22 protein-coding genes are annotated in these 25,926 nt (G+C 73.3%); 12 read left to right on the top strand and 10 right to left on the bottom strand.

Features of this window, described 5'->3' with window-relative positions:
* Window positions 1-32 precede the first annotated feature (32 nt).
* Complete coding sequence (locus tag ACFQ11_RS08110; protein WP_378297333.1) at window positions 33-977, top strand: ParB/RepB/Spo0J family partition protein; 945 nt, start codon at window positions 33-35, stop codon at window positions 975-977.
* A 9-nt stretch (window positions 978-986) separates the two neighbouring features.
* On the opposite strand, the gene ACFQ11_RS08115 is transcribed toward ACFQ11_RS08110, so the two are convergent.
* Window positions 987-1,112 carry a hypothetical protein gene (locus ACFQ11_RS08115; protein ID WP_378297334.1) on the bottom strand — a complete coding sequence of 42 codons (126 nt, stop codon included), beginning with the start codon at window positions 1,110-1,112 and terminating at the stop codon, window positions 987-989.
* A 214-nt stretch (window positions 1,113-1,326) separates the two neighbouring features.
* Here ACFQ11_RS08115 and ACFQ11_RS08120 point away from each other — a divergent pair, with 214 nt between their 5' ends.
* A complete protein-coding gene (locus ACFQ11_RS08120) occupies window positions 1,327-2,055 on the top strand; it encodes a helix-turn-helix transcriptional regulator (RefSeq protein ID WP_378297336.1) in 729 nt (242 codons plus the stop codon).
* A gap of 74 nt (window positions 2,056-2,129) precedes the next feature.
* Here the strand turns inward: ACFQ11_RS08120 and ACFQ11_RS08125 are convergent, their stop codons facing one another.
* The 4 genes from ACFQ11_RS08125 to ACFQ11_RS08140 are packed head-to-tail and all read right to left on the bottom strand — an operon-like array spanning window position 2,130 to window position 10,304.
* Window positions 2,130-3,500, bottom strand: coding sequence for a cytochrome P450 (locus ACFQ11_RS08125; protein WP_378297337.1), 1,371 nt, complete (start codon window positions 3,498-3,500; stop codon window positions 2,130-2,132).
* The gene (locus ACFQ11_RS08130) at window positions 3,497-4,033 is read right to left on the bottom strand and encodes a flavin reductase family protein (protein WP_378297338.1); all 537 of its coding nucleotides are present in this window, start codon (window positions 4,031-4,033) and stop codon (window positions 3,497-3,499) included. Before ACFQ11_RS08130 ends, ACFQ11_RS08125 begins: the two co-directional genes overlap by 4 nt.
* Complete coding sequence (locus ACFQ11_RS08135; RefSeq protein ID WP_378297339.1) at window positions 4,030-4,476, bottom strand: acyl-CoA thioesterase; 447 nt, start codon at window positions 4,474-4,476, stop codon at window positions 4,030-4,032. Before ACFQ11_RS08135 ends, ACFQ11_RS08130 begins: the two co-directional genes overlap by 4 nt.
* 5 nt (window positions 4,477-4,481) lie before the next feature.
* Entirely contained in the window at window positions 4,482-10,304 is a 5,823-nt protein-coding gene (locus ACFQ11_RS08140) for a type I polyketide synthase (protein WP_378297340.1), read from the bottom strand.
* Window positions 10,305-10,903: 599 nt separating this feature from the next.
* Between ACFQ11_RS08140 and ACFQ11_RS08145 the strand changes: the two genes are divergently transcribed.
* From ACFQ11_RS08145 to ACFQ11_RS08175, 7 genes are all read left to right on the top strand, one after another.
* The gene (locus ACFQ11_RS08145) at window positions 10,904-11,320 is read left to right on the top strand and encodes an enediyne antibiotic chromoprotein (RefSeq protein ID WP_378297341.1); all 417 of its coding nucleotides are present in this window, start codon (window positions 10,904-10,906) and stop codon (window positions 11,318-11,320) included.
* A gap of 384 nt (window positions 11,321-11,704) precedes the next feature.
* Window positions 11,705-12,700 (top strand): DUF1702 family protein, encoded by a 996-nt coding sequence (locus ACFQ11_RS08150; protein WP_378297343.1) that lies wholly within the window; start codon window positions 11,705-11,707, stop codon window positions 12,698-12,700.
* A 255-nt stretch (window positions 12,701-12,955) separates the two neighbouring features.
* On the top strand, window positions 12,956-13,951 hold the full coding sequence (locus ACFQ11_RS08155) for a DUF1702 family protein (protein ID WP_378297345.1): 996 nt from the start codon (window positions 12,956-12,958) through the stop codon (window positions 13,949-13,951).
* Window positions 13,948-15,909, top strand: a complete 1,962-nt coding sequence (locus ACFQ11_RS08160) for a CRTAC1 family protein (protein WP_378297346.1) — start codon at window positions 13,948-13,950, stop codon at window positions 15,907-15,909. Before ACFQ11_RS08155 ends, ACFQ11_RS08160 begins: the two co-directional genes overlap by 4 nt.
* Before the next feature lie 6 nt (window positions 15,910-15,915).
* Window positions 15,916-16,911: an enediyne biosynthesis protein gene (locus ACFQ11_RS08165; protein WP_378297347.1), complete on the top strand. Its 996-nt coding sequence runs from the start codon at window positions 15,916-15,918 to the stop codon at window positions 16,909-16,911.
* A 120-nt stretch (window positions 16,912-17,031) separates the two neighbouring features.
* A complete protein-coding gene (locus ACFQ11_RS08170; protein ID WP_378297348.1) occupies window positions 17,032-17,940 on the top strand; it encodes a sugar nucleotidyltransferase in 909 nt (302 codons plus the stop codon).
* A 22-nt stretch (window positions 17,941-17,962) separates the two neighbouring features.
* Window positions 17,963-18,526, top strand: coding sequence for a dTDP-4-dehydrorhamnose 3,5-epimerase family protein (locus ACFQ11_RS08175; protein ID WP_378297349.1), 564 nt, complete (start codon window positions 17,963-17,965; stop codon window positions 18,524-18,526).
* Between the two features lie 83 nt (window positions 18,527-18,609).
* On the opposite strand, the gene ACFQ11_RS08180 is transcribed toward ACFQ11_RS08175, so the two are convergent.
* From ACFQ11_RS08180 to ACFQ11_RS08200, 5 genes are all read right to left on the bottom strand, one after another.
* Window positions 18,610-19,593, bottom strand: coding sequence for a ParB/RepB/Spo0J family partition protein (locus ACFQ11_RS08180; protein WP_378297350.1), 984 nt, complete (start codon window positions 19,591-19,593; stop codon window positions 18,610-18,612).
* Window positions 19,593-20,261, bottom strand: a complete 669-nt coding sequence (locus ACFQ11_RS08185) for a ParA family protein (RefSeq protein ID WP_378297352.1) — start codon at window positions 20,259-20,261, stop codon at window positions 19,593-19,595. The genes ACFQ11_RS08180 and ACFQ11_RS08185 overlap by 1 nt, the downstream gene beginning before the upstream one ends.
* Window positions 20,262-20,537: 276 nt before the next feature.
* A complete protein-coding gene (locus ACFQ11_RS08190; RefSeq protein ID WP_378297353.1) occupies window positions 20,538-21,221 on the bottom strand; it encodes a hypothetical protein in 684 nt (227 codons plus the stop codon).
* A gap of 375 nt (window positions 21,222-21,596) precedes the next feature.
* Window positions 21,597-21,731, bottom strand: a complete 135-nt coding sequence (locus ACFQ11_RS08195; RefSeq protein WP_378297437.1) for an AAA family ATPase — start codon at window positions 21,729-21,731, stop codon at window positions 21,597-21,599.
* Between the two features lie 279 nt (window positions 21,732-22,010).
* Window positions 22,011-23,015, bottom strand: a complete 1,005-nt coding sequence (locus tag ACFQ11_RS08200) for a helix-turn-helix transcriptional regulator (RefSeq protein ID WP_378297354.1) — start codon at window positions 23,013-23,015, stop codon at window positions 22,011-22,013.
* Between the two features lie 62 nt (window positions 23,016-23,077).
* Here ACFQ11_RS08200 and ACFQ11_RS08205 point away from each other — a divergent pair, with 62 nt between their 5' ends.
* The 3 genes from ACFQ11_RS08205 (at window position 23,078) to ACFQ11_RS08215 (ending at window position 25,836) form a co-directional block, all read left to right on the top strand.
* Entirely contained in the window at window positions 23,078-24,226 is a 1,149-nt protein-coding gene (locus ACFQ11_RS08205; protein WP_378297355.1) for an epoxide hydrolase family protein, read from the top strand.
* Between the two features lie 284 nt (window positions 24,227-24,510).
* On the top strand, window positions 24,511-24,771 hold the full coding sequence (locus ACFQ11_RS08210) for a hypothetical protein (RefSeq protein WP_378297356.1): 261 nt from the start codon (window positions 24,511-24,513) through the stop codon (window positions 24,769-24,771).
* Between the two features lie 348 nt (window positions 24,772-25,119).
* Window positions 25,120-25,836, top strand: a complete 717-nt coding sequence (locus tag ACFQ11_RS08215; protein WP_378297357.1) for a DUF3800 domain-containing protein — start codon at window positions 25,120-25,122, stop codon at window positions 25,834-25,836.
* The last annotated feature ends 90 nt before the right edge of the window (window positions 25,837-25,926 follow it).

The raw sequence follows: 25,926 nt of genomic DNA on the forward strand, positions 1-25,926 counted from the left end.
CCGAAACCGGGGATCCCGGCGACCGGGAAACCGTGCACTCGATCGCGATCCGGACGCTGTTGCCGGCGGACTCTCCGCGGCTGGAGGGCGAGAACAGGGCGCACATCCTGCGGCTCACCGAGGTCGAGTCGCCGCTGCCGCCGATTCTGGTGCACCGCCAGACCATGCGCGTGATCGACGGAATGCACCGGCTGCGGGCCGCCATGCTGCGCGGCGAGAAGGAAATCCGGGTCACCTTCTTCGACGGCAGCGGGAACGAGGCCTTCCTGCGCGGTGTGGAGATGAACATCGCGCACGGCCTGCCGCTGACGCACGCCGACCGCCGGGCCGCCGCCGTCCGCATCATGGCCGCCGAACCGCAGCTGTCGGATCGCGCGGTCGCCGACCGGACGGGACTGGCGGCCCGGACCGTGGCGGCGCTGCGGCGTTCGACGGCGCACCTTCCGCGCTCGAACAGGCGGGTCGGCGTGAACGGGCGGTCCTGGCCCGTCGACGGGGCGCGGGGACGGCGGCTCGCCGCCGAGTACATCGCCGCCCGCCCCGACGCGTCGCTGCGGGAGGTCGCCAAGGCCGCCGGCATCTCGCTGTCGACCGCGCACGACGTGCGCAAACGCCTGCTGGAGGGACGGGATCCGCTGCCCGCGGGGCTGGCCGCCGCCAGGTCGCGGCCGCATCCCGCGGCGCTCGCGTCCCCGCGCCTGGCCGACGCCGAGGACGGCGGCGGCCGCACGTCCGGGCGCGGCGGCGGGGCCGGGCGCGCCGAGGTCCTGCGCCGGCTGATGAAGGACCCGTCGCTGCGCCACAGCGCGCCCGGCCGCGAGCTGCTCCGGATGCTGAACGCCCAGGTCGTGACGGCGGGCGACTGGGCCGGGCTGGCCGACACCGTGCCGGCCCACTGCGCCGACGCGATCGCCCGCCTGGCGCGCGAGACCGCGGCCGCCTGGGAGCAGTTCGCCGAGGCGCTCGACCGCCGCTGACCCGGCATTTCAGTTTCCGCCGCCATCGGCGCGCCCTTCTTTATCAACATCATTCTCCGGCCATGTCGCCGTGCCGCGCCCGCGCATTGGGAAAATGAATTCAATTCCCATCACCCATTGAGTTCGATCGGTCACCGAGAGCCGCTTTCCCGCCTTATCACGATGTTATTGTTCGGGGCGTTCGCGTTGACCGTGTGAGATTGCCGTTTTAGCGTTATAACGACCAGATCAAGAGCTTCGATGGTCCCGTAACGACCCGTGTGTCCCGGGAATTCGCTTCTCCCTCGGAGTGAAAGGTTGCGCCATGACATGCGTTTCTGATCAGGCCGTGGAACGTGTCATCCGAACCATGTACGAGAACTTCGGAGAGCAGCTCACCATGGACGATATGGCGCGCACCGCCTTGTTCAGTAAATTCCATTTCTCCCGAGTATTCCGGCAGGTCACCGGCATCTCACCCGGGCGTTTCCTGTCCGCGGTACGGCTGCAGGCGGCCAAGCGGCTGCTGATCTCGACCTCGCTGACCGTCGCCGAGATCAGCAACCGGGTCGGCTACACCAGCGTCGGAACCTTCAGCACGCGGTTCAAGAACAGCGTCGGCGTCGCGCCCACGCTGTACCGGCAGAACGGCGGATACCGCTCCCTCATCCCGACCGACACCCGCCGGGACGGCTGGGGGTCCCGCTCGGTGACGCTCAAGGGCGAGGTGCTGGCGCCGCCCGACCACGAGGCCGGCCGCGTCTTCGTCGGCCTCTTCCCCGAGGCCATCCCGCAGGGAGCCCCCGTCCGGTGCTCGGTGCTGGAGGGCCCCGGCCCCTACGAGCTGCCGGACGTCCCCCAGGGGACCTGGTACGTCCTGGTGCACTCGGTGCCGCCGGACGGCGACGCGGTGATCCCCGACCCGACCGTCGCCGACCCCGTGCCGTGGGTGGGCTCGCGGGGGCCGCTCGCCGTCGGCGCCGACACCGACGTCCCGCCGGTCACCGTGCCGCTGCGGCCCATGCGCGTCACCGACCCGCCGCTCCTCCTGGCGCTCCTCGATCCCCGGATGACGCCCGTGACGGCCACCGGGAGCTGACATCCGGCGGGGAGCGGGGCCGCTCCCGGGTCCCGGACGCCGCCGGCGTCCGGGACCCGGGGCGGGTCCGGGCGTCAGGCCGGATGGACCGTCATGGGGAGCCCGCCGCGGATCCGCAGGGAGAGCATGGGCTCCGGCACGACCCGGTGGCCGGGGACCTTGACCAGGCGGAGGTCGCGGGCGATGAGGGCCAGGACGAACGTCGCCTCCATCAGCCCCAGGTTGTTCCCGACGCAGAACCGGGGCCCGGCCCCGAACGGGATGTAGGCGTACCGGGGCCTCTCCCCGGACCTGCCCGCCGCGAAGCGCTCCGGCGCGAAGCGGTCCGGTTCGTCCCAGTAGTCGGGGTGACGGTGCAGCGTGTACGGGCAGATCAGGACGTCCGACCCGGCCGGCACCCGGTACCCGCCCACCTCGTCGTCGCGCATCGCCTCCCGGGTGAGGATCCACACCGGCGGGTAGAGCCGCATCGCCTCCTGCACGACCGTCGCCGTGTAGGTCAGGCGGTGCAGGTCGTCGTACTCGGGAAGGCGGTCGCCGAGCACGCCGACGGCCTCCTCGTGCAGCCTCCGGCGCACCTCCGGGTGCCGGTCGATGAGGTAGAGGGACCAGCCGAGGGTGCTGGCCGTCGTCTCGTGCCCCGCGAGCAGCAGGGTGACGAGCTCGTCGTGGACGCGCCTGCCGGCGACGGCCGGGTCCGCCTCGGCGCGGACGGAGGCCAGCAGCCTGGACACCACGTCGTCGGCCTCCGCGGACGGTTCCGCGCCGCGCTCGGCCACCAGGCGGTCGACGACGCGCCGCAGCTCGGCCCTGGCCCGCCGGAAACGCAGCTGCCGGGGCAGCGGCACCCACATCGGGACCGTGCTCAGCGACACCATCTCGAACATCGCCTGGTCCTGCACCGCCTCGAACGCCTCGCCGATCGAGGAGGACGCGCCGAGGTCGGTGTCGAGCAGCGTGCGGCCGAGCACGCCGAGGGTGAGCGCGGTCATCTCCTCCAGCACGTCGACCGCACCCCGCCCCCGGCGCGCCGCGAGCCGTTCGACCAGACCGGCGGCCTCCTCGGCGACGGCCGTGGCCTGCGCGGCGATCCTGCCGTGCTGGAACGCCGGCTGGATCGTCCTGCGCTGCTCGCGCCACAGCTCGCCCTCGCTCGTCAGCAGCCCGTCGCCGAGGGCGCGGCGCGCCTGCTGCAGGCCGATGCCCTTCCGGTAGTTGGCGCTGTTGTCGGCCAGGACGTGCTTGGCGTGGTCGGGGTGGTTGAAGATGTACAGGGTCCGGGGGCCCGCGGCGACCCGCACCGCGTCCCCGTACTCGGTCACCGCCGAGGTCATCAACCCGAGCCGGTCCCGGACGAGCTTGCCGAAGACGCCCGGCATGGCGCGCCGGGGCGGCCCGGGCGGGACGCGCGGGGCGGTGCCGGACGCCGTCCGCGCGCCGCTCATATCGGCACCTCCGCGCTCGCCGGGCCGAACCGGCGGAACCGCCCGCCGAAGAAGAGCAGGGCGTCCTCGTCGGCGAGCCGTTCGCGCATCGACAGCAGCCGCCCGGTGAAGATCGTGTGGTCGCCGCCGTCGTAGCGGCGCCACAGCCGGCACTCGAAGCCGACCATCGCGTCGCTGATCAGCGGCACCCCCGTGAGGCGCCCGGGCCGCCAGTCGACCGCGTCGAACTGGGCCGCGCCGAGGGGCCGCCGGCGGTCGGCGAAGTGCCGCGCCACCGGCTCCTGGGCGGCGGACAGGACCGACACCCCGAAATGCTCGCAGCCCTGCAGGAAGCGGTGCATGTTGGCGTCGCGCCCCACGCAGACCAGGACCAGGGGCGGGTCGAGCGACACGGAGGTGAACGAGTTCGCGGTCATCCCGTGCGGATCGGGCCCGCCGCACGTGACCACGGTGACGCCGGTCGGGAAGGTGCCGTACGCCCGGCGGAGCCGGCGGGGGTCGAGCGGCTCGCCCGGGTCCGGGCCGGCGTTCATGCCGGGCCCCCCGCGAGCACCGGGGCGAAGGGCCGCAGCGCCCTCGTGAGCGCCTCGGGAACGTGGGCGGGGGCGGTCCGGCCGTTCGGGCCGCGCATGCACGCCACCCGCTGCCGCCCGCGGGCGACGAGGGTCTCCCCGGCGGGGTCGAGGCGCACGTAGTCGAAGCTGAACTCCAGCTGCGTCTGGGCCAGTTCCACCAGCCGCATGCGGATCGACAGCTCGTCGAAGGCGGTGATCTCGGCGAAGAACTCGCAGTCCACCTTCAGCGTGAACAGCTTCAGGTCGTCGTACAGCTCGGCCAGGACGTCGGGCGCCAGCCGCTTGAGGAACATCTCGCGGCACCGCCCCTGCCAGCGCAGGTAGTTGACGTAGTAGACGTTGCCGACGAGGTTCGTCTCCTCGAAGCCGACCGTGTGCCGGTATTCGAAGTAGTCGCTCATGGAGGTTACGACCGCCCTTCTCGGGTGAGGACTGCGAACACGACCGGGTCGGGGACGTCCCGCACGGTCGTGGTGATCGTGGCGACGAGCAGGTCCCCGGAGGCGAGCACGGCCCAGCGGCCCCGGTGGTGGCCGTCCGCCCGGGTCGCCAGCGTCAGCGGCGCGTCCTGCGGAGCCCCCGCCTTCTGCAGGCACTCGGCGGCCGCCCAGACCCGCGTGGCCGCGGTGTCGGCGTCCTCGCCCAGGTCCCGCGCGAGCAGTTCCGCGAGCGGGGCGTGCGGGCCGAGCAGCCCCGCCCATTCACCGGGCGGCCTGCCCGTCACCGACTCGACGTCGCAGCTCACGGTGCCGTGCGCCGCGACGGCGAGGGTGAGGCCCGGGCCGTGGGAGGCGGAGACCACCGGTCCGCCGCCGGTCTCGCCGCCTGTCTCGCCGCCGGTCTCGCCGTCGATCTCCGGCCGCCCGTCGGGGCGGTACCGGAGCTCGACCCGGCGGCCCAGGGCGCGCCCGGCCGCCAGCGCGGTCACCGCCCGGCGGGCGTCCCGCCCGCCGGGCCCGCCGGGCGGGTGCGGCTCCACGGCGACCGCCGCGCGGAGGCCGAGCACGTCCTCGACCGCGCGCTCCAGATAGGGGCCGAGCAGCGCGGGCGCCCACGGCCCCCCGCCGTCGGACCTGTGGACGGCCCGGAGGCGCAGGCCGTCCCAGCGCTCGACCACCCGCCCGGCGGCGTCCCGCACGGCGATGTCGTACACGTAGGTGTCGCCGTCGCGGTGCCGTTCGGTCGCGCAGTACCGCAGCGCGCCCGTCCCCGACGCCCGCTCGCCGGCCGGGTGGAGACGCTCGATGCCCGTCGGCAGCAGGGTGGCGTCGGGCACGCAGACCTGGTTGCCGTGCATGAGCGCGTCGCGCATGCCCGGGTCGCCGAGCAGCAGCCGTCCCGGCAGGAACCCCGCGAACCAGTCGCCTGGGCCGGTGGCCACGTCGGCGTCGACGTGCCGGGCCGCCGCCCGGTGGTACGCGCCCAGCCGCTGGAACCGGCCCCCCTGGAACAGGACCGTTCCGTACAGGTCGGCGGCGGGGTCCAGCGGCACCGGCGGCAGACCGCCGTCCGCGGGCCCGGGCGGCCCGGCGGGGACCTCCCCGGCGTCGAACCGCAGCCGCGCCTTGAAGTGGTCGGCCGCGAACCCGGTCTCGGCGCTGCGGACGACGACGTCGACGCCGCCGTCCTCGGCGACGACGGCGGCGATCCGGATGGTGGTGCTGCCGTCGGCGGGCACGACGATCGGCCTCGGGAACTCGGCCCGCTCGATCACCGGCGCGTCCGGGCGCCCGGTCACGGCCGCGCCGACCTGGGCCATGGCCTCCATGCCGAACACGGCCGGGAAGAGCAGGCTGCCGTCCAGGAGATGGTCGGCGAGGTAGAGGTCGGTGCCGGGGTCGAGGTCCACCTCGGTGACCAGCTCGATGCCCGGGTAGTGGACCAGCGGCCGTCCCAGGAAGCGCAGCAGCGGCAGGTCCGGCCGCTCCCGGCGGACGGTGTCGATCTGCCCCGTGCGGCCGCTGATCACGACGACGCGCGGGGCGTCGGGGTCGCCGACGAGCCGGCGCATGATCTCCACCCCGGCGTCCGGGGGGATCGCGGTGATGCCCTCGCGCCCGAGGGAGTCCACGACCGACAGCCGCTCGCCCATGCCGACGCCGGACCACACGGACCATTCCATGCACACGCACCGGCAGCCGGGCAGGCGCTCGGCCGTCTCCTCGGTGAGCCCGGCCAGCCATTCGTTGGCGACCGAGTAGTGCGCCTCGCCCGCCAGCCCCGCCCGGCCGATGATGCTGCCGAACGTGACGAGCAGGCGCAGCCGGTCGGTCTCGACGGCGTCCAGCACCGCGCGCAGCCCGCCGACCTTCGGGGCGAGCGCGTCCCGGACGGCGTCCGGGCCGAGGCCGGCCAGCGCGGCCGGCTCGTTGCGTCCCGCTCCGTGCAGGATCGCGGTCACCGCCCCGAGCTCGCCCGTCACCTCGCCGACGGCCTCCCGCACCCGGCCCGGGTCCGTCACGTCGGCGCGGACGTAGCGGACCTCCACGCCGTGCCCGGCCATCCGGTCCAGGTTGGCCGCCAGCTCGGCGTCCTCGGCGGGATCGGACCGGCCCATGATCGCCAGCCGTGCCCCGCTGTCGACGGCGAGCGCCAGGGCGCACTCCGCGGTGATCCCCTTGCCGCCGCCGGTGACCAGCACGACGTCGTCCCCGCCCAGGGGCGGGACGACCCGGGCGGGCCGGGCGGGCAGCGGCCGCAGGGTCGGGACCCGCCGCACCCCCGCGGCGTCGTAGACGGCCTCGGAGAACCCGGTGGTCGCCGCGACCTCGTCCACGATCCACGGCACCGCCTCGGGCACGTGCGGAGCGCTGACGACGGTGACGCGGACCCGCGGCGCCTCGAGGCGGAGCGTCTTGGCGATCCCGGCCGCGCCCCGCCCGTCCTGGACGAGGACGAACCGGGAGCCGGCCAGGGCGGCCCTGGCCCCCTCGACGGCCAGCCGGAGGTCCGGTTCGGTGCAGTCCGGCGGAAGGCAGACCAGCACGCCCCCGCCGATGCGGGCGTCCTCCAGCGCCCGGCGCAGCGGGCCGGCGAGCGGATGGCCCGCGGGGGCCATGACCTCCCAGGAGCCGCCGTCCTCTCCGGCGGCGGGCTCGGGCCGGGGCTCTTCGGCGAGCTCCACCGAGAACGGCCGCACCCACGGCGCCGCGCCCTCCACGACGTGCGCGGCCGTCCCGCCGGAGTCCGTCTCGGCGAGCGACTCGAGGAGCTCGGCGAGCTCGGCGAGGGTGGCGGTGGCGAAGGTGGTCAGGGCGGCACCGGGCTGGACGCCCAGCGCCAGGGCCGCCTGGTTCATGATCTGGCCCACGGTGATGGAGCTCAGGTGCAGGTGGTCCATGAGCCTGCTGTCGTCGGCGACCGTCTCGGCGGGCAGCTCGGCGCGCTCGGCCGCCAGCCGCCGGAGGATCTCCAGCGCGCTCGTCCCGGACGCCTCCCCGCCGGCCGGGGCGGCCGCGGGCTCGCCGCCGGGAGCCGGGGCGCCGGTCCCGCCGGCCGCGGGCTCGATCCGGACCTCGGGCGCCTCCTCGCACGGGCTGGAGAAGAAGGAGAACGCGGCGCCGATCTCCAGCGGCCGGACGAGCCGGTCGCGGAACAGCGCGCCGGGGTCGAGGGGCGCGCCGGTCACGTACGCCGCCGCCGCGACGCGCAGCAGCCCGGCGATGGACTCGTCGTCGGTGTCCAGCGCCACCGCGGGGACGTCGGCGATGCCGGACGCCAGCGCGGTGAGCACCCGCCCGGGACCGACCTCGACGAAGAGGTCCACGTCCTTGGCGGCGAGCCGGAGCGCCTGGCTGAACAGCACCGGTTCGGTGATCTGGCGGCGCAGCAGCGCCGGGACGTCGGTGCGGGCGGGCAGCGTCTCCCCGGTGACGGTGGAGACGACCCGCCGCTCGACCCGGCCGAAGGACCGCGCGCCCGTCCAGGCGGCGAAGGCGTCCGCGGCCGGCGCGACCAGCGGCGAGTGGAAGGCGTGCGAGACCGCGAGCCGGGTCCAGGGGATCCCCTCCCGCTCGGCGCGGCGCCCCGCCTCCTCCACCGCGTCGACGGGTCCGGCGACGACCGTCTGGCTCGGCCCGTTGTGCCCGGCGATGACCACGGGCAGGCCGGCGATCAGCGGCGCGACCGCCTCGGGGCCCGCGCCGGCGCCCGCCATGGTGCCCGCGGCGCTGTGCTCGGTCATGGCCCGCCCGCGGGCCGCGGCCATCTCCGGCAGCGTCCCCGCGTCGATCGCGCCCGCCCAGTGCAGCGCCGTGAGCTCGCCGAGGCTGTGCCCCACCGCGACGTCCGCCCTGACCCCCAGCGCTTCGAGGACCCGCAGGCCCGCGAGGGAACCGGTCACGATGCGCGGCTGGGCGACGGCGGTGGCCGCCATGTCGCCCGCGGCCGGCAGCGCGGCCCGGGAGTAGACGTCGTGGGCCTCGGCGAACCGGCGGCGGAGCGCGCCGCCGGTGGTGCCGCGTCCCGAGCCCTGCCCCGGGAACAGGTAGCCGACCCTGGCGGGCCGGGTCACGTGCCCGAGGAACCCGGCGCCGGCGGCGCCGACGGGCGCGTCCTCCCCCGCGTCCAGCGCCTCCACGAGCTCCCGCAGCCGGCGCCCGGCGTCCGCGGGCGACGTGACGACCACGGCCGCCCGGTACGGCAGGCCGGTCAGCCTGCGCTGGGCGGCGGCGGCCGCGTCGGCGAGCTGCGCGTACGACACCCGGGGCAGCCAGCCGGCCAGCTCGGCGAGCCGGTCACGGAGCTCGCCCTTCGAGGCCGCGTCGACCAGCAGCAGCTCGGCGTCCTGCGGCGAGCCGGTCAGCGCCCGGGTGGCGGCGTCGAGCGAGTCCCGGCGGGGGCCGGTGCCCTCCACCACGACGTGCGTGTTGATGCCGCCGAACCCCATCGCGGTCACGCCCGCCCGCAGCGGGGCGTCCGCGGGCCACGGGGCCCCCTTGCGCAGCACCCGCAGGGCGGCGCCGTCCTCCGCCAGGAGCGGATGCGGGTCCACGCAGCCGGTGCTCGGCGGCAGCACCTGGGCGTCGACCGCCAGCACGGCCTTGATGAACCCGGCGATCCCGGCGGCCGCCTTGGTGTGGCCGATCATCCCCTTGATGGAGCCGATCACGGCCGGCGCGGCCCCGGGCGCGCTCGCCTTCCGCGCCTGCGACAGCGCGCTCAGCTCGGTCCGGTCGCCCACTTCGGTGCCCGTGCCGTGCCCCTCGAACAGGGGCACGGTGTCGACGCCGAACCCGGCGCGCTCGTAGGCGCGGCGGAGGGCGAGCCGGTACCCGCCGACCTCCGGGCGGGTGATGCCGCCCTTGCCGTCGGAGGAGATCCCCCACCCGGCGACCGTGGCGTAGCGGCGGCGGTTCTGCTCGCGGGCGTCCTCGTCGCGCATCAGGACGACCATCCCGCAGCCCTCCCCCGGCCAGAAGCCGTTGGAGCCGCGGTCGTACACGCGCATCTCGCCGCGCGCCAGCGCGCCCGTCTTGGCGAAGCCGATGATCTCGAACGGGTCGATGGACAGGTCGACGCCGCCCGCGACGGCCACGTCGATCTCGCCCTCCCGGAGCGCCCGGCACGCGGTGGCGATCGACAGCAGCGAGGACGAGCACGCGGCGTCGACGGTGTATCCGCCGCCCTTGAGGTCGTAGTAGTTGCAGATCCGGCCCGCGATGGTGTTGGACAGCCCGCCCGCGAGCGTGTCCTCGTCGACGGGCGGGAACGGGCTCTTGTACCGCTGCTCCAGCTCGTCCAGGAACGGCGCGAGCCGGCCGTCCTCCCAGCCCGCGTCGCGCAGCGCGGCGGCGAGCGTCCGGCGGACGTAGGGCCAGCGCAGCCGCAGCAGGTTGGCCCGGGTGAACTCCCCCGTGAGCGTGTTGCCGACGATCACACCGGTGCGTTCCGCCGGGAGCCCCTCGGCCGCCGGGAACCCGGCGTCGGCGAGCGCCCGCCCGGCCACGTCGAGGGCGAGCCAGTGGGTGAGGTCGGTGGAGCGGTACGTGCTGCCGGCGATCCGGTGGCCGACGCGGTCGAACTCGTAGCCCTCGATCACCGCCGCGTTCGAGGCGTAGAAGCGGTCGGGCGCGGCCGGGTCCGGATCCCAGTAGTCCTCCAGCCGCATCCGCTCGTCGGGCAGCCGCCGGAAGGCGCGGCGTCCCGCCAGGACGTTCTCCCACAGCTCGCGCGGCGAGGCGGCGTCGGGGTACCGGCACGCCATGCCGACGACGGCGATCCCGGTCATCCGCGCTCCCCACCCGGCACCGGCGTCCGCCCGCCCCGCTCCTCGGGGCTCCTCCCGCGGAGACCGCGGGCAGCCGATTCATCCGACGTCACAGTGATTCTGCGCTTCTCGCGCCGCTGACTGACCAACATCTTCTCCCGATTCGGTCCCCGAAGGGGTATGTCGAGCCCGAATCTGCCGCACCATGACAGAACCGACCACTTCGCTCGTGCTGAGCGGACGATGCGCAATACCGAAGGGCTGAAAGGCGTTCGAATTCCCTGTCAACATATGCGGCGTTCTCGCCGCATTCCACTTCCAGCGTGTCCTGGTCGCGGCCGTGCGTCCGCCCGGCGCCCGGGGCCGGAGCGGGCCCTGCCGCATGATGACTCCGCGGAGGGGCCCGCGGCATCTTCGCGAGTGCTGGACCCGGCGGTCTCCCCCGCGGCCGCGCCCGTCGCCCGTCGAGCAATCCAAGAGAGGACGCCGCTGAAATCCCTCAATAGAGTCGAATACCAAGGAGGCGAGGACCGGATATCACCATTCGGTGCCACCTCCACCCGCCACAGGAAGAATGGAGGAATGTGGTGATCACCAAAGGCCGGAAGAGTTTCCTGGCCATGGCAGGCGTGACGGCCACGATGGGCATGGGCCTGCTCATGGGCGCCCAGACCGGCGCGCTCGCCGACGTCGCTCCCACCGCGCCGACGGCCACCGTCACGCCGTCGACGGGCCTGACCGACGGCGCCACGGTGCAGATCGCGGCGTCCGGGTTCGGCGCGAACGAGACGCTGACCGCGGGCCAGTGCGCGACGGTCGACGGCAAGGCCGCGTGCAACGTGAACAACCGGACGGAACTCACCACCGACGGCAGCGGCGGCGCGTCGGCGGCGATGGTCGTGAACCGCAGCTTCGAAGCCGTCTTCGCCGACGACGGGACCTTCGCCGGGACCGTCGACTGCGGCACCGCCGCCTGCTACATCGGGGTCGGGAACTTCTCGGGGCAGGGCGACCAGGTCCCGATCGGTTTCCGCTGATCCCGACCGTCCACGCGACTCGCGTCGCGGCGGGGTGACCTGATCGCCCGCCGCCGGGCGGCCGGACGGCTTCGCGCCGTCCGGCCGCCTTCGCGCGGGGACCCGGCGCCGCTCCCCCACCGGCTCGGGCCCGCCGGCGGCGGGACGGTCGCGCCGGGAGACCGGTGCGCACACTCGGAGTTGAGCCGCCTCCGCCGCCGGGCTTCCATCGGGAAAGGCGTCCATGCCCGGGGCGGGCGGCGGGCGCCGGACGCGGGCCGCGCCCCGCCGCCGACCGGCGGCGCCCTGGGCGCGGGCGTCCGCGAGACCTCCCGCCGTGCCGGGGCCGCGCGCCCCGGCCCCGTCCGTCCACGACATCTCCGGCCGCTCACCTGGGAGGCGCCCGTGCCCACCGTCCTCGGAACGATGCGCAGGCTGGTCCTCGCTCCGTCGCTGGACGACGTGACGTTCGCCCGCCGCGGGTTCCCCGGGGCGGGGGCGCCCGCGGCCCGGGCCCTGGAGGCGATCCCCCAATCGGTGATCTGCGGGTTCGAGTGGGGCCTGGAAGTGCGCGGCCGGGCGGAGCTGGCCCGCCGCCTGGACTTCGTCACCCCGGAACTGCGCGGTTTCGCCTACGAGGGCGCCACCATGGCCTGCACCATTCTCGACGTCATGCCCGGCAAGGGCGGGCGCACGCGGGAATTGCTGCGCGGCCCGGGCCGGCCCCACATCTTCCTGTCCTACATCGGCATCGGTTTCGCGATGGCGCGGCTGCCGCGCGTGCTCTGGCGGAAGGTCATGCCCGGGCTGTCCGGCGCGGGGTACTACCCGCAGATGTCCTGGCTCGCCGTGGACGGCTACGGGTTCGACCGCGCCTACTTCGACACGCGGGCCTGGGTGGATCGGCAGGAGCGTCCGGCGCCTTACCCGTGGGAGGGCGCGCCCGACTATTTCCCCCGTGCGCTCGACCAGGGGATCGGGCGCGCCCTCTGGTTCGTCTGCGGGGGCCGGCCGGCGGACGTCACGGCCGCCGTCCGGCGTTTCGCGGGCTCCCGGCGGGCCGACCTCTGGAGCGGCGTGGGGCTGGCCGCCGCCTACGCCGGCGGGAGCGACGCCGCCGGCCTGGAGGCGCTGCGCCGGGACGCCGGCGAGCACCGCGACCACATGGCGCAGGGCGCGGTCTTCGCGGTCAAGGCGCGCCACCACGCCGGCTTCACGCCCGCGCACACCGAGCTGGCGTCGGGCGCGCTCGCGGGCCTGGCGGCCCCGGACGCGGTGCGGCTGGCCGACGAGTGCGCCGTGGAGACCGCCGACGGCGGCGGCGTCCCGGCGTACGAGCGGTGGCGGCGCAACGTGCGCGAGGCCCTCGGGCCGGGGGCCCGCGCGGCGCGGGACCGGTAGCCGCCTCCCGGCTCCCCCGGGCCCGCGGCCGGCGAGGACCGGTAGGGCGTCCCGGCGGTTCCGGCGGCACGAGGCCGCATATCCCCATTCGATCATGCGCTCAAGAAAACATTGCGCGATTTTTCTGACGTGCTCTTTTCGACCGCACAAACGAAGTAGCCGGGCAGCTTCACGGTCTGGCTGAATTTATTCGACATCTTCAAGGCAGTCGGGAATATCTGAGCAGCCCCCGCAGTCCTTGGATTGGGGTATGCATTGACCGCAATACTGCGAAGACTGGCCCGGCGTGTGCTCACGCCCGGCGAGTCGGAGACAAGCCTGGCGAAGCGGGGCTTCCATGTGAAGGACGCCGACAGCAGGCAGGTGCTGGAAACGATCGGCCGGACTTTTCTGGCCGGCTACGCGCAGGCCGTCGAAACGGGAACCCCGGATGCGCTCCCCACGCGCCTGGACTCCATCCCCGTCCGTTACCGCGGCTTCGCCTACGAGGGCGCCGCCATGGGGTTCGCGATGGCCGACGCGTTGACCTTCGCGAAGTCACGGAGAGTCCGCGCGTACCTGGCGGGGGCCGGTGACCCGCACGTCTACATGTCCTACATCGGCGTGGGCTGGGCGACGGCCCGCCTTCCACGGTTCCTGTGGCCGAGATTTCCCCTGGACCCGCTCCTGCAATGGTTCCTGCCCGAGGGATACGGCTTCCACCAAGCCTACTTCCACACCGGCGAATATGTTCACGGGCACCATCGGGACGGACCTCTCCCCTGGCCGTTCGACGACCCCCACCGGTACGCGGAGCACGCGATCGACCAGGGCATCGGCCGGGCCCTGTGGTTCGTCGGGGGCACCGACCCGCAGGTCGTCGCGGACCTCGTCGAAGGGTTCGCGCCGGACCGGCGAGCCGATCTGTACTCGGGCGCCGGCCTCGCCGCCACCTACGCCGGCGGCGCCGACGAGGACGAGCTGCGGCTGTTCCGGAAGCGGGCCGGCGAGCATCACCGGTGGCTGGCGCAGGGCAGCGCGTTCGCCGCCGAGGCCAGGCGCCGGGCCGGGCTCGCGACGCCCCACACGGCGGTCGCGACCGGAGTCCTCTGCGGGACGTCGCCCGACGAGGCGGCACGGATCTGCACCGGCCTGCGCCCCGGGCCGGAGGCCCTCACCGGCGGGGACGGGCACGACCGCCGCCCCGCATTCGAGCGGTGGCGGCAGGACGTCGCCGACGAGTTCGCATCCCTGGGAGGTGCTAGTCAGTGACCACGACCGACCGGCGGTTCCTCCGCCAGCTACCGGGCGCCGTCGCCCTGGTCATGGTGGTGGCCGTGTTCTTCGCCGTCCGGCTGCCGGAGGCGCCCGCGGCCGTGAAGGACGCCGTGGCCAGCAGGTACGGGTTCGCGCCGATGAGCATCGCCCTGCCCGGCGGGTATCCGCAGCAGACGATCCGGCGGGTCAACAAGGACTACGAGCACATCGACGCCTGGATCTCATCGGTCGGCGCCGGCGTCGCCATGAACGACCTCGACGGCGACGGCCTGCCCAACGACCTGTGCATCACCGATCCGCGCATCGACGAGGTCGTGGTGACCCCGGCGCCCGGGGCCCGGCCCGGGCGGTACGCGCCGTTCGCGCTGAGCAACGGGTCCCTGCCCATGAACGACACCATGGCGCCGATGGGCTGCGCCCCGGGCGACTTCAACGAGGACGGCCGCATGGACCTCCTGGTCTATCTGTGGGGCCGCACACCGATCGTCCATCTGGCCAAGCCCGGCGCCGGGAAGCTCGACGCGGGGGCCTACGTCCCGACCGAGCTGGTCCCGGGCGTGGGCGGGCGGACCTACACCGGACCGCAGTGGAACTCCAACGCCGTGGCGATCGACGACTTCGACGGCGACGGGCACTACGACATCTACCTGGGCAACTACTTCCCGCACGGCCCGGTGCTCGACCCGCGCAAGAGCGGGGGCGTGGCGATGAACCGGTCGCTGTCCAACGCCACCAACGGCGGGGAGGACTACTTCTTCCGCTGGACCGGCGCGACGGCCGGTGACCGGCCGTCGGTCAGTTTCCAGAAGCTCGACGGCGTGCTGCCGCGCGGCATCTCCAAGGGGTGGGTGCTGGCGGCCGGGGCGAACGACCTCGACGGCGACCGGCTCCCCGAGCTGTACATCGCCCAGGACCACGGCAAGGACGCCCTGCTCTACAACATCTCCACCCCCGGGAAGATCGACTTCGAGGCCGTGCACGGGACCCGCGGGCCCGGGCTGCCCAAGTCCAAGCGGATCGGCGACGACTCCTTCAAGGGCATGGGCATCGACTTCGCCGACTTCGACCACGACGGCCTCTACGACATGTTCGTCAGCAACATCACCACGTCGTTCGGCATCCAGGAGAGCAACTACCACTTCTTCAACACCGCCGAGGACGAGGCCGATCTGCGCGCCCGGCTGCGCGACGGGGAGGCGCCGTGGACCGACCGCAGCGCCGAGCTCGGGACCGCCTGGTCGGGGTGGGCGTGGGACGCCAAGGTGGCGGACTTCGACAACAGCGGCACCCCGGCGATCGTCCAGGCCACCGGGTTCGTCAAGGGCGAGGTCAACCGCTGGCCGCAGCTCCAGGAACTCGCCGCGGCGAACGACATGGTGCTGGAGGACCCGGCCTGGTGGCCGCACGTCACGGTCGGCGACGACATCGCCGGCGGCCAGCGGCTCGCCTTCTTCGCCAAGGACGCCGACGGCCGGTACCAGAACGTGTCCGGCCGCCTCGGCCTGGCGATCCCGGTCCCCACGCGCGGAATCGCCGTCGGGGACGCCGACGGTGACGGGCTCCCGGACATGGCGGTCGCACGGCAGTGGGAGGAGCCGGTCTTCTACCGCAACACGAGCCGGTCCGCCGGCGCCTCCCTCGGGCTCCGGCTGGTCCACGACACCGAACCGGCCGAGGGATCGCTCCCCGCGCCGGGCAGCCCGGTCGTCGGCGCGCAGGTGACCGTCACCACGCCCGACGGCCGCAAGCACCGCGCCCGGGTCGACGGCGGCAGCGGGCACTCCGGCAAGCGCAGCAGCGAGGTGCACATCGGCCTGGGCGAGAACGCGAGCGGGCCGGTCCAGGTGCACCTGAGCTGGCGGGACCGGACGGGCCAGGCACGCGAACAGGATCTGCGGCTCGCGCCGGGACGGCACCTGCTGCGGCTCGGAACCCAGGCGAAGGAGGAATGACCGGACATGGCGACCACCGAACGCACCGTTCCGCGCCACGACCCGAAGGTCGCCAAGGCGCTGCGCAACTTCGCCATCTCGATCTCGGTGTTCAACATCCTCGGCTACGCCGTCCTCGGCTTCGAGCAGCCGTGGACGTGGCCGTTCATCGCGGTGCTCGCCGCGTACGCCTTCGAGACGTTCCTGGAGGTCATCGGAGCCCGGGTGGAAGGCCGCATGCCCCGGTTCATGGGGAACGGCTGGCGCGGGGTCCTGGAGTTCCTGTACCCGGCGCACATCACGGCCCTCGCGGTGAACATGCTGACCTACGTCAACGACCGGGTGTGGGTCATGGTCTTCGGGGTCCTGGTCGCGGTCGGCGCCAAATGGGTGCTGCGCGCCCCGGTCCGCGGACGGCTGCGCCACTACATGAACCCGTCCAACTTCGGCATCACCGTCATCCTGCTGCTGTTCCCGTGGGCGAGCATCGCGCCGCCGTACCACTTCACCGAGCGGTTCGGCCCCCCGGTCGACTGGATCGTCCCGGCGATCATCCTCGTCGCGGGGAGCGTGCTCAACGCCAAGCTCACCGGGCGGATGTGGCTGATCGCCGGCTGGCTCTCCATGTACGTGGTGCAGGCCGTGTTCCGCGGCTGGCTCCTGGACACCTCGATCCCGGCCGCGCTGATCATGATGACGGGCGTCGCGTTCGTCCTCTACACCAACTACATGGTGACCGACCCCGGCACCAGCCCGTCCGCGCCGGCCTCGCAGTTCGCCTTCGGCGGCGGCATCGCCGTCGTCTACGGGCTCCTCACGGGGGCGGGCATCGCCTACGGCCTCTTCTTCGCGACCGCGCTCGTCTGCCTCGTCCGCGGCCTCTTCCTCTGGTCGCTGCATCTGTCGGCCATGGCGCGCGAGCGTCGCGCCGCCCCGGACGGCGTCGCGGTGGTCGGCGCCGACGCCGCCGGGCACTCCGGCAACGGCCGCCCGGACACCGGGAAGGAGGCCGTGCCCGCATGAGCGCGCCCCCGCCCTCGAGCAGAGGGACCGACGGGCCGTGACCGACACGCCCTTCCCCGCCGCCGGGTCCCCGGCGGCGGGGAACGACGGCGCGGCGTCCCCCGCCCGGGGCGATCGCCCATGAAGGGCATCGTCCTGGCGGGGGGAACCGGCAGCAGGCTCGCCCCGATGACGCTGGCCGTCTCGAAGCACCTGCTCCCGGTGGCCGACAAGCCGATGATCTACTACCCGCTCACGACGCTGATGTCCGCGGGCGTGACGGACATACTGGTCATCTCGACCCCGGCCGACCTGCCGCAGTACCGCCGCCTGCTCGGCGACGGCGCGCAACTGGGGCTGCGGATCGGCTACGCCGAGCAGCCGCGGCCCGAGGGCATCGCCCAGGCGCTGCTCATCGGCGCCGAGCACATCGGCGGCGACACCGTCGCGCTGGCGCTCGGCGACAACGTCTTCGCCGGTCCGGGACTGCCCGACATCCTGCGGAGCAACGCCGCCGACGTCTCCGGCTGCGTCCTGTTCGGCGCCCAGGCCGACGACCCGAGGCGGTACGGCATCGGCGTCGCCGACGCGGACGGGCGACTCGTCCACATCGAGGAGAAGCCGGCCCGGCCTCGGTCGTCCCAGGCGATCACGGGGCTGTACTTCTACGACAACGACGTGGTGGACATCGCCCGGCGCCTCGAGCCCTCCGGCCGGGGGGAACTGGAGATCACCGACGTCAACCGGGTGTACGTGCGGCGGCATCGGGCTCGCCTCGTGAACCTCGGTGAGGAGTTCCTGTGGAGGGACGCGGGCACGCCCGACAGCCTGCGCGACACCGGCCGGCGGATCCTCTCCCTGGAGAAGGACCTGGGCTCGCGCGTGGCCTGCGTCGAAGAGGTGGCCCTGCGGCTGGGACTCATCGACGCGCGGACATGTCACCGGCTCGGCGCGGCCCAGGCGAACTCCGGCTACGGGGAGTACGTCATGGCCGTGGCCCGCGGCGTGGGCGAAGGGTCGCCGGAAACGTCCGCGGGGGCGTCTCGGTGAGCGGACGGCGTGAGGGAGGCCCATGCAGATCCACCCCACGGAAATAGAGGGGGTCCACCTGTTCGAGCCCCGGGTGCTGACCGACGCCCGAGGGCGGTTCCTGGAGATCTTCACGCAAGCGGACGTCACCGAGGCGATCGGCCACCGGATGCCGGTCGCCCAGGTCAACTGCTCGGTCTCGAGGCGCGGCACGATACGCGGGCTCCACGCGGTCTCGCCGCCCGGGCAGGCCCGCTATGTCACCTGCGTGAGCGGCGCGGTCACCGACATCGTCGTCGATGTCCGGCCGGGGTCCCCCACCTTCGGCCGCCACGTCTCGACGCTGCTCGACGAGCACAGCAGGCACGCGGTCTACATGGCCGAGGGACTCGCCCACGGGTTCGCGTGCCTGACCGAGGAGGCCACGGTGGTGTACCTGTCCTCCAGCCCCTACGACCCCGGCGCGACGATCCGCATCGATCCCCTGGATCCGGAACTCGGCCTGGACTGGCGCGGGCGGGATCCCGTCCTCTCCGACCAGGACCGCACGGCGCCCCGCCTGCGAGAAGTGGTCGCTCGAGGCCTGCTGTCCGGCTTCGCCCGCTGACCCGTGCGCCCGCCGGAGAAGCGCCACGCACGGAGGCCGGGTGTTTACCGCGGTAAACACCCGGCCTCCGGTCATGCGGACGTTCAGGACTCCTGGAGCAGCGACACCAGCGTCGGGATCTCGGCCGACGGCACGTTCCGGCGGATCAGCTCCGCCAGCGACTCGAGCGAGTCCCAGGGCATCCGCTGCGCGCGTCCGTCCTCACCGGCGCCCGAGGCGCGCGGCCTCGTGCCCGCCGGGCGACCGGCCGGCCGCGGCGGGGGAGGCGCATCGACGTCCTCCTCCTCCGCGGGCCTCGGCGTCGGAACCGGCGGGGGAGTGTCGCCGGAGCCGGGCGCGGGGGCGGCGGACGCGACTTCCCTGTCGCTTCGCCGGGCCGCGGCCGCCTCCCTCCTGCGTTCGTCCTCCTGCCGGCGCGCCGTCAGCCAGGCGTCCTCCTGCTCGTCGTGGGGGAGTGCCGCGATGGACCGCGCTATGCGGACCGGCAGGTCCCCGCTCCGGACCTTCGCCTGGAGTTCCGGACGCAGCTTGAGCAGCGCCCGCCGCTGCGACACCCAGGTCTTGTGGCGGCGGAACTGCTCGGCGGCGGCCGTCGCGCTCCCCAGCTCGGCGACCATCGCCTCGACCGCGTTCGCCTCCTCGATGGGGTCGAAGTTCTTGCGGTCCAGGTTCTCCCTGAGGAGCGCGTCCAGGAAGGCCGCCCGCGAATCGGCGAGCTCCTCCCTGTGCACTGCGTCCAGGCGCTCCACGTCCGCCTGCAGGGCGGCCCGGTAACGGCGTTCGCCGTTGACCAGGACGTGGCTCGCGTCGCCGATCCGCTCCGCGTGCTCGGGCCACAGCTTCAGGTACGCGTTCCTGCTCACCACCACCACGGGCTGCAGCTGCTTGACCCGGATGCTCTCACCGAGGTCGGCGAGCTCCTCCACGCTGCCGAAGCTGTTCCGCGGGTTCAGCGGGGTCGCGGCGATCTGCGCCGTCCGGAGCCGGACGAGGGTGGCGACGCTGAGCCCCGGGACCTCTTCGACCTTCGCGTTGGCCAGCGAAGCGAGGCTGGTGCGGCGCCCCATCAGCTCCTCCCGCCGTAGCCGAGTTCCAGCGCGAGACGGAAGAAGTCCTCCCGAGCCTCCATCGCGACCCGGTTCTTGGGGTACTGGGTCACGACCTGCCCCTCGACCGACGCGCGGGTGTGCACCTTGTACCGGCGGATCACCGCGTTCGCGCGCGGCCACCCCTGGGCGTCGATGTAGGAGATGGTGTCGGTGAGGTCGGCCTGTCCGTCGCGCGGGTCCCAGGCGTTGACGAGCACGCGGTAGGGGAGACCCCGCGGCGCGATGACCTTCTGGATGGTGCGCGCGGTCGCGTCGAACGCGAGGGGCTCCGGCGGCATCGGCACGACGACGTCGTCGGCGACGTCCAGGCACGCCGACAGGATGTGCTCGTTCTCCAGGCTGCCGGGGGTGTCGATGAAGACGTGGACGTAGTCGCCCGTGTGGGTTCCCAGGGCGCTGTGCGTGACCGCGGCCAGGTTCATCGCCGTGGTGGTCTTGCCCACCCCGCCCTTCTGGTTGGCGATGACGTGGATCTTCGCCCCGAGCTTGGTGAGGTTCGCGATGCCCGCGATGTCGTCGTGCGACTGGGCGAAGTCGAACGGTAGTGCGTCGTCGTCCACTCGGTCGGCCCACCAGACCGCAGAGCCCTGCGGGTCTGTGGACACGACGAGAACACTCGATTGCATGGTGCTCCGTGTGCTTCCCGTAACGGTACTTCGGACGCCCAACATCATGGCAGAACCTGCGCAGACGGTCCGTGAGCCGCGAGTGTTTACCGCGGTAAACACTCGACTCCGCACTCTCAAAGGCGATCCGCTCCAGAAGTCCGCTCGCCTCATACGCGAAATATCCGACTCGTCCCCGCGAGCATCCGGCACGCCTTCGGAGACGGTCGCCGCGGCTCCGAGTGTTTACCGCGGTAAACACTCGGAGCCGCGAGGCGTCCCGAACACACCGCCCGGTCAGGCGGTCGCGGCGAGGTACTCGCGACGGAGCTCGGCGGCCGTGCGCACGGCCGGGATCGTGGCGGACCGCTCGCCAAGAGCGTCGGCGAGCGCGCCGAAGTAGTGCAGCAGGGCAGCGTGCTGAAGATGGCTGGCACGGTAGTCGTCCAGACAGGAATCCAGGTCCTCCATCACATCGGCGGCCTCCGCGTCGCCCACGGCCATGACGTCGGCCGCGGCCCGCACCAGCGCCGCCGCCGCCGACCTGATCCGGGCGCCGTTCTGGAGCGTCCACGCTCGTTCGGCGTCCTCGGGCCCGGCGGCGGCCCGGTGGCTCCGGGCGGCCACCGCCCGCCGGAGCCGGTCCCGCCGTTGGTCGGCCGCCTGCGGGGTGGACAGCCCCATGTCCTCGGCGAGGGCGCTCCACGGCACCCGGTGGGCGGGATCCTCCCGGCAGATCTCCAGTGCCTCGAGCTCGAGCGCATCGAGCTGAGCGCGCTGATCCCTGATCAACAGCAGGGCGGCGCGGGCGTCCGCGACGCCGACCTCGCGGGGCACACGCCGGTTCCGGACCGCATAGACGATCACGTCCGCCGTGGTGTCCGACCAGAGGTGCAGGTCATCGTCGCCCGCCGCCAGGCGCCGGGCGTGCACCTCGTCCACCTTCTGCTGGACCTGGACCGACGTCGGCGGTGGAGCCATCGGATTACGCGCGGCCATCGGCGCCGCCTCCCTTCTGTGGCTTCAACATGATGTTGAAGCCACAGAAGGGAGGCAACCGACCGGAGCGCCCGCCCAAGCCCGGCACATCCAAGGAACACCGACCCGGGCGACCGGCCGAGCCCCATCGCCGCTGGTCGCGCACGATGCAGCGACTTCTCTCAAGCCGCTCACGCAACGAGCCAGCAGCCGGCGACCGACGCGCACGCCGTCTCCCTGGACGTCCGCACCGCGCTACTCCTTCGGCAGCACTGGAACCGGTGACTCGCGGCGGTGGTGTCGCCCCAGGCCGTTCAGTGGAGAGGCCGGCCCGCGAGGTAGGCACCGCGCTCGTCCGGCGGCGGGGGTTCCTCGCCTTCACCGCGCGGGGGGCTCGAAGCGGGCGATGAAGTCGTCCAGAGCGGACTCGGTGACGGTGAGGGCGTCGGCGCGGCGGTTCCGTTCGGCCAGGCGTCGCGCCAGTTCCGTGCGGTCGACGTCGAAATGGACCAGCCGTCACCGGGCCCCGGCGGCCCGGATCATCGCCTTGACGGCGCCGCGGTCGGCCCGGCGCCACAGGCCGTGGTCCAGGACGACGTCGTGCCCGGACGCCGCGAGCTCGACCATCCTCCGGTAGACCTCCGCCAGGACCGGGGCCTCCCTGGCCGCGTAGCCGGGTTCGGGATTCCGGGGTGCGCGCGGCCCCGAGGGTTCGGCCTCTCGCTTCGCGGGCGGTGTGGACGACCCGATAGGCCGGCCGATCGGGTCCTCCGCCAACTCGGGGCGCGGGGTTCAGGGACCGGCCGCGCGGAGGTAGCGGTGGCCGAGGGCCGCGACGTGGGCGCGCAGTTCGGGCGGGGAGACGACCTCGAAGTCGAGGCCGAGCATGCCGAGGTAGGCGGCGATGGTCTCCAGGCTGTCGGCGCCGGTGATCAGGACGCAGCGGTCCGCGGCCACGGACTCGACGACGCCGACCGTCGCGTTGATCCGGGCCAGGACCTGCTCGGCCGGGGCGTGGACGGTGACGCGGGCGTGGACCTTCCAGCCCGTCGCCGCCACGTCCCGCAGGACGAACGAGGTGTAGTCGCCGCCCGGCAGCGGGGTGGGGGTGAAGGCCGGGCCGCCGGGCGTGCGGAGCGTCATGAGGTCGGCGCGGAAGGCCGACCAGTCGCCCGAGGCCGGGTCCCGGGCCACGAGGTACCAGCGCCGGCGCCAGCTCACGAGGTGGTAGGGCTCCACCAGCCTGCGGCCCGCGGCCGCGGCCGTCGCCGAGGGGGGCTCGCCTCCGGCGGGGTCGGCGGCGGAGGCGTAGTCGAAGCGGAGTTGCACGTGGTCGCGGATGGCCGAGGCGATCGCGGTGAGGAGCGCGGCGTCGGCCTCGGGGTCGGCGGCGTCGGTGTCGAGGTTCTCCGGCGCCCGGGACGTGGCCTCGTGCAGGGCGGCGACCTGGCGGCGCAGCCGGTGGGGGAGCACCTGCTCCAGCTTCGCCAGGGCGCGGGCGCTGCTGTCGGCGATCCCGCCGACGCCGGTGCCCGCGCGCAGCCCGATCGCGACGGCGACGGCCTCTTCGTCGTCGAGCAGCAGCGGCGGCAGTTTCGTCCCCGCGCCGAGCCGGTAGGAGCCCGCCGCGCCCCGCGTGGCGTCGACCGGGTAGCCGAGCTCGCGAAGCCGTCCGATGTCGCTGCGGACGGTGCGGCCGGTCACGCCGAGGCGTTCGGCGAGTTCCCTGCCGGTCCAGTCGGGCCGGGACTGGAACAACGAGAGCAGCGCCAGCAGGCGCGCGGACGTTTCCAACATTCCTTCAGTATCGCGAACAATTAGGAAGCAAGTGAACCTATATGCCTCCTACCGTGAGGGGCATGACGAAGACGCAGCACCGCCCCGAGATCCGTCCCTTCACCGTCGCGATCGAGCAGGCCGAGCTCGACGACCTCGACGCGCGGCTCGCCCGCACCCGCCTGCCCCGGCCCGCGGCGGCCGACGACTGGACGCTCGGCACGCCGAACGGCTACCTGCGCGAGACCGTCGAGTACTGGCGCACCTCGTTCGACTGGCGGTCGGCCGAGGCCCGGCTGAACGCGTTCCCGCACCACCTGACGGAGATCGACGGCCAGACCGTCCACTTCGTCCACGTGCCGTCGCCGGAGGCGGACGCGACGCCGCTGCTCCTGCTGCACACCTATCCCGGTTCGTTCGCCGACTTCCTCGACATGATCGGCCCGCTCACCGACCCCGTCGCCCACGGCGGCCGGGCCGAGGACGCGTTCTCGGTGGTCGTCCCGTCGATCCCCGGCTTCGGCTTCAGCACCCCGCTGAACGGCGACGGCTGGACGCATGCGAAGGTCGCCCGCGTCTTCGACACCCTGATGCGCCGCCTCGGCTACGACTCCTACGGCGCGCACGGCAGCGACATGGGCGCGCTGCTCTGCCGCGAGCTGGGTCTGATGAACCCGCCCGGTTTCCTCGGGATGCACGTCCTGCAGTTGTTCTCCTTCCCCTCCGGCGACCCGGCCGAGTTCGAGGGGTTCGGCCCGAAGGAGTACGCGGCGCTGGAGCACATGCAGTGGTTCCAGTCGGTCGGCGGCTACAACACGATGAACGCCTCCCGGCCCCAGACGATCGCTGCGGCGATGGCGGACTCGCCCGTAGGGCAGCTCGCCTACAGCGAGCTGCTCAACTCCTTCGGCAACGGCACCAGCCTCGTGACGATCGACCAGATCCTGCTCCAGGTGTCCCTCTACTGGTTCACCAACACCCAGGCCACGGCGAGCCGGTACTACTACGAGCAGGCCCGCGCCGAAGCCGAACCCGCCCTCAACACCGCCCCGACGGGCGTCGCGGTCTTCGCCGACGACTTCCAGACGATCCGGTCCCTCGCCGCACGCGACAACACCAACATCGTGCACTGGAGCGAGTTCCCGAAGGGCGGCCACTTCGCGTCGATGGAGGTCCCGAACGACGTCACCGCCGACATCCGCGCGTTCTTCGCCGGTCTCCGCGAGAACTGACACCGCGGGCGGGCCGGACATGACTCCGGCCCGCCCGCCTGCGCCGCCGCGGCCCGAACGCGTCGTCGCGTCCGGGCGCTGGACACGTCCGACGCACCCCCGGCCACGACGGCGGCGACCTGGCACGGCCATCGGGGGCATGCTTGACCGGCCGCATGCGTCTCCCGTCTGCCAGACCACACCCATTCAGCGCGGCGACCGCCACGGCCGCCGCACACGCACGTTCGGTGTGCTGCGGGACCTATGGGGTATAGCGGCGTCACCCCCGACATGAAGGCCGGCTCATGCGTCCGTTCCGTACGCTGAAACGACTGGACGACCGTCTGCTCTCGCATCCGTTGGCCTCACGCCGACTGGGCATAGTCCCAGGCTTCGCCTTGGTCTTCGGCGTGAACGGGGCGATCGGACTGCTGATCTTCGGCGCCGACGCCATGTGGGGGTCGGGCCTCACACCGGCCTTCGGCATCATCGCCGCCGCCAACCTCGGAGCTGCGTCCATCGCCGCCGCGGCGCTGCTGTGGCATCGCCACCGCTCGAAACCCTGACCACCACCCGAATCCGGCCCGTTCCTCACTGGCGGTCCCCGAGCTGGGTGCGGAACTGGCTCAGGCCGGAGGCAGAGGCGCCATAGGAATGGCAGGACGGACGTGCGGCACGGTCGGCTCTGGCCGTGGAAACGCGGCGCTCCAGGCCGGGCAGACGTGGTGAGGAGGCGACAAAGAGCCTGCTCGACGCGGTCGTGGCCATGTGGGCGGTGCGGCGGTTCGGGTGACATGCGAGCCGGGCCGCACGCTTCCGTGAACTTTGCCGTGCCACGCAGTACCCTCCTGCGGGGCCGGTTGCTGTTCTGGTCCCGTTCTCCCAGGCCACCGCGACGATGAGCTGAGCGCCTGATGACCACATCGACGAACGTGTCCGCGGCCGCGCCGTCCGTCGTGCGCATGTTCTACGTCGACGACTCCGGTGCGCACGCCACGGGGTACGTCGTCTACTCCTGGGTCGAACTCGCCGTGCACCGCTGGAAGTCGGGGCTGCGCTGCTGGCTGGACCTGCGCAAACGGATGTACGCCGACTACCGGATCCCGCCGGCCGTCGAACTGCACGCGACCAAGCTCGCGGGCGGCCGCGGGGAGCCGTCCACCGATCCGGCCGTCAACGCCTCCAAGCGTGACCGGCGACGGGTCGTGGAGCTCGCTCTGGAGACGATCGGGGCCATGTCGGGGGTGCGGGTGGGGACCGTCTACCGGGTGACCGGCGCGACCGGGCCCGCGTACGCGCGGGAACGCGACGACCTCTACGCACGGCTGGTCGATCACCTCGACACGCGGCTGGGCTCGGCCGACGAGCTGGGCATGATCTTCATGGACGGCGACGGCACCGCGCACGGCTACTACAGCGCGCACCGGGGCATGAAGCTCGCGCACCGCAGCATCATCGAGGACCCGCTGTTCCAGCACTCGCACCGGTCGCAGCTCGTTCAGATGGCCGACCTCGTCGCGTGGACGTCCTATCAGGCGCTGCTGCGGCACCCCGGCAAGAGCTACGCCTGGGAGTGGTACGACAGGTATCTCAGGTGCGCCGATGTCAACGGCGGCCCGGTGCGCTGCTGATCCTGCGGCGTCCGGGCCCGGAAAAGAAGCTAGACCCGCTGATCCACTTGTGTGGGGCGGGTCCGCACTTCACAAGGTAGCACACTCGTC

Source organism: Actinomadura sediminis, from assembly GCF_042675525.1.
GTDB classification, from domain to species: domain Bacteria; phylum Actinomycetota; class Actinomycetes; order Streptosporangiales; family Streptosporangiaceae; genus Spirillospora; species Spirillospora sediminis.